The organism is Desulfosporosinus cupriresistens, from assembly GCF_001707885.1.
Classification (GTDB): domain Bacteria; phylum Bacillota; class Desulfitobacteriia; order Desulfitobacteriales; family Desulfitobacteriaceae; genus Desulfosporosinus.
The window spans coordinates 1-5,832 of record NZ_MASS01000104.1 but is presented as its reverse complement, the minus strand read 5'-3'; the positions used below and the strand labels follow the sequence as shown (position 1 = coordinate 5,832).

Annotated in this window: 2 protein-coding genes; both read left to right on the top strand. The window is 51.4% G+C overall.

The window, feature by feature from the left end; translation table 11 throughout:
- A partial coding sequence (gltB, locus tag DSBG_RS21130) for a glutamate synthase large subunit (protein ID WP_068966925.1) occupies positions 1 to 4,311 on the top strand: 4,311 nt, incomplete at its 5' end.
- 36 nt (positions 4,312 to 4,347) lie between these two features.
- Positions 4,348 to 5,832, top strand: a complete 1,485-nt coding sequence (locus DSBG_RS21125) for a glutamate synthase subunit beta (RefSeq protein ID WP_068966923.1) — start codon at positions 4,348 to 4,350, stop codon at positions 5,830 to 5,832.

Below are 5,832 nucleotides of genomic sequence, written 5' to 3'. Positions count from 1 at the left end.
TTGCCGGAAAAAGGCAGTTACGGCGTAGGGATGGTCTTCGCCCACAAGTATGACGAGTTCCGAAAAACACAAATGGAAACCTTCGAAGAAATTGTTCACGAGGAAGGTCAAACCGTCTTAGGCTGGAGAGAGGTACCCATCGATAAGACGATCATTGGCGAAGGCGCCAAAGCCGTCATGCCTCGCTTCATCCAAGTCTTTATCGGGAAGAATCCCAACCTAACGGATGAAATGGACTTTGAACGAACGCTTTATATTATCCGAAAACGAGCCGAAAAAGTCATCGTCCCCATGTCCGAAGACAAGGGAGGCACCTTCTATATCGCCAGCCTCTCCTCCAAGACCATCGTCTATAAAGGCATGCTCACAGCCGAACAGCTCAGAAATTTCTACCTCGACCTAGCCGATCTCGATTTCACCTCCGCCCTGGCCATGGTGCACTCCCGGTTCAGCACCAACACCTTCCCCAGCTGGGAGCGGGCCCATCCGAACCGTTACATCGTTCATAACGGCGAAATCAATACCATCCGAGGCAACGTCAACTGGATGAAAGCGCGCCAGAAATGCATCGATTCACCGCTCTTTGAAGATCTCACCAAAGTCTATCCCATCGTCGACGAAACCGGCAGCGATTCAGCGATGTTTGACAACAGCCTGGAATTCCTGCACCTCACCGGCAGATCCTTACCGCATGCCGTCATGATGATGATACCGGAACCTTGGGAAAAAAATGACCTGATGTCCAAAGAGAAAAAAGACTTCTACCAATTCCATGACTTCCTAATGGAGCCGTGGGATGGCCCAGCAGCCATGGCCTTCTCAGACGGAGACGTCATCGGCGGCGTCCTCGACCGAAACGGACTGCGACCCTCACGGTATTATGTCACCAAAGATGACAAAGTCGTCTTAGCTTCCGAAGTCGGCGTCATGGACATCAAACCTGAAAATGTCCTCTACAAAGGCCGCCTGGAACCCGGCAAAATGCTGCTGATCGACACCAAAGCCCAGCGAATCATCTCCGATGAAGAACTCAAGAAACGTGTATCCATCATGCATCCCTATGCCGAATGGAATACCCGACATATCGTCCATCTGGGCGATCTATCCGCTGCGAACACATCGGAAGAACCCCTAACAGAAGGTCTAAGAGAAGAACTCATTAAACAGCAAAAAGCCTTTGGCTATACCTATGAGGACATCACGAAAACCATCCAACCGATGGTAACCCAAGGCGTCGATCCCATCGGAGCCATGGGAATGGATTCACCGCTCGCAGTCTTATCCGAAAACCCCCAGATGCTGTATCTCTACTTCAAACAGCTGTTTGCCCAAGTCACCAATCCCCCCATCGACGGAATACGAGAAGAACTCATCACCTCCAGCAGCATCCTCCTCGGAGATACCGGAAACCTGCTGGATCCCGACCAACGCAACTCAGCCAGTGTCGCCTTGGACCATCCCATCCTGACCAATGAACAACTGACCACCCTAAAGCATCTCAACAACGACCAATTCAAAACCGTGACCCTATCCATCCTGTATAACGTCTCCGAAGGGGCCAAAGCGATGGAAAAGGCCTTAGAGAGAGTCTTCAAAGAAGCCGATCAAGCGATTAGCGCAGGCGCCAATATCATCATTCTCTCAGACCGAGGCGTCAACGAAAAACTCGCAGCCATCCCCGCCCTCTTAGCCTCCTCAGGACTGCACCAACACCTCATCCGCCAAGAAATCCGAACCAACCTCGGAATCGTGCTGGAATCCGGCGAACCCAGAGAAGTCCACCATTTCTGCACCCTGATCGGTTATGGCGTCACCGCCATCAATCCCTATCTAGCTTATGAGACCATTAAGGACCTCGCCCAAAACGAGATGCTCGAGGGACTCACCTATGAAGAAGGTAAAACAAACTACATCAAAGCCTCCGTCAAAGGGATCCTGAAAGTGCTGACCAAAATGGGCATATCAACCGTACGCAGCTATCACGGAGCGCAAATCTTTGAAGCCGTCGGACTGGGAAGAGATCTCATCGAAAAATATTTCACGTTGACCCCCTCCCGAATCGACGGAATAGGCCTGGAAGAGATCGCCCTAGAAAACCAAATGCGGCATGAAAGTGCCTATCAGGAAAACGCCCTGTATACCGACACCCTGGAAGTCGGTGGCTACTTCCAGTGCAAAGAAGGCGGAGAACGCCATCTCTACAATCCCGAAAGCATCTACATGCTGCAAAAAGCCTGCCGAGAAGGAAATTACGCCCTCTACAAAGAATACTCCAACAAAATCAACGGCGAACTCTGCACGCTCAGAAACCTTCTCGATTTCAAGTACGTCCTAGGCGACATGATCCCCATCGAAGACGTCGAATCGGTGGACTCCATCGTCAAACGATTCAAAACCGGAGCCATGTCCTACGGCTCCATCAGCAAAGAAGCCCACGAATGTCTGGCCATCGCCATGAATCGACTAGGCGGCAAGAGCAACACCGGTGAAGGCGGCGAAGATTCCGAGCGCTTTACCGTCCTGCCGGGCGGAGACACGAAAAACAGTGCCATCAAACAAGTCGCCTCCGGACGATTTGGCGTAACCAGCAACTACTTGGTCAATTCCAAAGAGATCCAGATCAAAATGGCTCAGGGTGCCAAACCCGGTGAAGGAGGTCAACTACCCGGACGCAAAGTGTATCCCGAAATCGCCCGCGTACGGCATTCAACCCCCGGAGTCGACCTCATATCCCCCCCGCCGCATCACGACATCTATTCCATTGAAGACTTAGCCGAACTCATCCATGACCTAAAAAATGCCAACAAAGACGCGCGAATCAGCGTCAAGCTGGTATCCGAAGTCGGCGTTGGAACCATCGCAGCCGGCGTAGCCAAAGGAAAAGCCGACCTCATCCTGATCAGTGGCTATGACGGCGGGACCGGAGCCTCACCCAGCACCAGCATCCGAAATGCCGGACTCCCTTGGGAATTAGGGCTCGCTGAGACCCATCAAACCCTCGTCCTCAACAAACTAAGAGACCGAGTCGTGGTCGAAACCGATGGCAAACTGCTTTCAGGACGAGATGTCGCCATAGCGGCGATGCTGGGTGCCGAAGAATTCGGCTTCTCAACCACCCCCCTCATCGCCATAGGGTGTGTCATGATGAGAGTCTGCAACCTCAACACCTGTCCGGTAGGGATCGCCACCCAAAATAAAACCCTACGCAAGAACTTTACCGGTAAACCCGAGTATGTCGAAAACTTCATGCGCTTTGTCGCTCAAGAACTGCGAGAAATCATGGCCAAGCTCGGCTTTAGAACCGTCAATGAAATGGTCGGACGCACCGACCGAGTGAAACCCAAAGAACACGTCAAACATTGGAAGGCAGCGAGCCTCGACCTGTCACAGATTCTGTATCAACCGTATGCCGGCGCCGATGTCAGTCGCTTCAAAACTCAAGCCCAAAACCATATGCTCGAAAAATCGCTCGACATTAAAAAACTTCTGAGAATGTGTCAGCCGGCGCTGGAAAACCGGAAATCCATCCGAGCGAAACTAAAAATCAATAACGTGGACCGAGTCGTCGGAACCATCGTCGGAAGCGAAATATCCAAGAGATATGGCAAAGAAGGACTGCCCGAAGACACCATCAAGCTAACCTTTGTCGGCTCAGCCGGACAAAGCTTTGGAGCCTTCATCCCCCAAGGAATGTCCCTCGAACTCGAAGGCGACGCCAACGATTATTTAGGCAAAGGCCTCTCCGGCGGTAAAATCGTCGTTTATCCGCCCAAAGTCTCCGACTTTGATCCCAAGCAAAACATCCTAATTGGTAATGTAGCCTTTTACGGGGCGACCTCAGGCGAAGCCTATATCAACGGCATCGCCGGCGAACGATTCTGCGTAAGAAACAGCGGAGTCAAAGCCGTCGTGGAAGGCGTGGGGGACCACGGCTGTGAATATATGACCGGCGGAAAAGTAGTGATCCTCGGCAAAACCGGCCGAAACTTTGCCGCAGGCATGTCCGGTGGAGTCGCCTATATACTGGACTTCGACGAAATCTATTGCAACAAATCCATGGTGTTACTGGAAACCATGGAAGCAGACGAACTGAATGAAATCAAGGCCATGATCAGCAAGCATGTGGAGCATACCGGCAGCCCCTTTGGCCAGACGCTCCTTGAAGACTGGAAAAACGCTTCGCAACGATTCACCAAAATCATTCCTAAAGACTACAAACGGATGCTGGCAAACATTGATAAGGCTCACAAGGCAGGCTTAAACGGCGACGAAGCGTTAATGGTCGCGTTCGAAGAGCATTTTAAAAACTAAGGAACCAGACAAAAGCAAATTAAGGTGGGACTTACAATGGGAAAAGCAACGGGATTTTTAGAGTATGAACGAGTCAACCCGCAGAAACGGCCTCCAAAGGAACGAATAAACGACTGGAACGAACTCAGGCTCCCACAGGATCCTGACGTCATAAAAACCCAAGGCGCGAGGTGTATGAACTGCGGAATACCCTTTTGCCACGGCAGCGTCCTACTCAACGGCATGGCAGCAGGATGCCCCGTACAAAATCTCATCCCCGAATGGAATGAACTCGTATACAAAGGACAATGGGAAGACGCCTACAAACGACTGATCCGAACCAACCCCTTCCCCGAATTCACAGGCCGAGTCTGCCCAGCACCCTGTGAAGGGTCCTGTACCGAAGGTCATATCATGGAGTCCGTGGCCATCAACAGCCTCGAATATGAGATCATAGAAAAAGCCTTTGCCGAAGGCTGGGTCGTCCCAAAAAAAGCCAAAGCAACCGGCAAAAAAATAGCCGTCGTCGGTTCCGGCCCAGCAGGAATGTCCGCAGCCTATTATTTAAACGCCGTAGGCCATGACGTAACCGTCTACGAACGAAACGATCGGGCCGGAGGTCTGATGATGTACGGGATTCCCGCCATGAAACTCGAAAAACGAATCGTTAAGCGACGCATCGAGCTGATGAAAGCCTCCGGAATCCAATTCATCCTGAAGACCGAAGTCGGTCGGGACATCCCCACTCAAGAACTCATCGATACCTATGACGCAGTCGTCCTGTGCGCAGGAGCAACAAAGCCCCGGGGACTGGAGGTTGAAGGAAACGAGCTTAAAGGAGTTCACTTTGCCGTCGATTTCCTAAAAGCCACGACCCAAAGTCTCTTAGACTCAAGTCTCGAGAACGGGAAGTATATCAGCGCCCAAGGCAAAAACGTGATCATCATCGGCGGAGGCGATACCGGAACAGACTGTGTCGCCACATCAATACGGCATGGCTGTCAAAGCGTCAACCAGTTTGAAATCATGCCGAAACCACCGGAAAAAAGAAACGAAGAAACCAATCCCTGGCCGGAATGGCCGCTCAAGCTAAAAGTAGACTACGGTCAGGAAGAAGCGATCAGCCTCTATGGCCAGGATCCCAGAAATTACCTCATTTCTACGAAAAAGATCGTAGGCAATGAGCAAGGTGAAGTCCAAGAAGTTCATACCGTCGAAGTCACCTGGGTAAAGAACGCCACCGGAAGAAGAGTACCGCAAGAAGTTCCGGGCAGTGAAAAAGTATGGCCAGCGGACCTAGTGTTACTAGCCATGGGATTTTTAGGTCCCGAGGATACGATCCCCAATGAACTGGAGCTGGAGAGAGATCCCAGGAGCAATGTGCAAGCAACGTACGAGGTCTTCGAGACCAATGTAGAAAAAGTCTTCACCGCAGGCGATATGAGAAGAGGGCAGAGCCTCATTGTTTGGGCGATCCAAGAAGGAAAGCTGGCAGCCAGGGAAGTCGATAAATACTTGACGGGTAAAAGTGTGATTAAATAG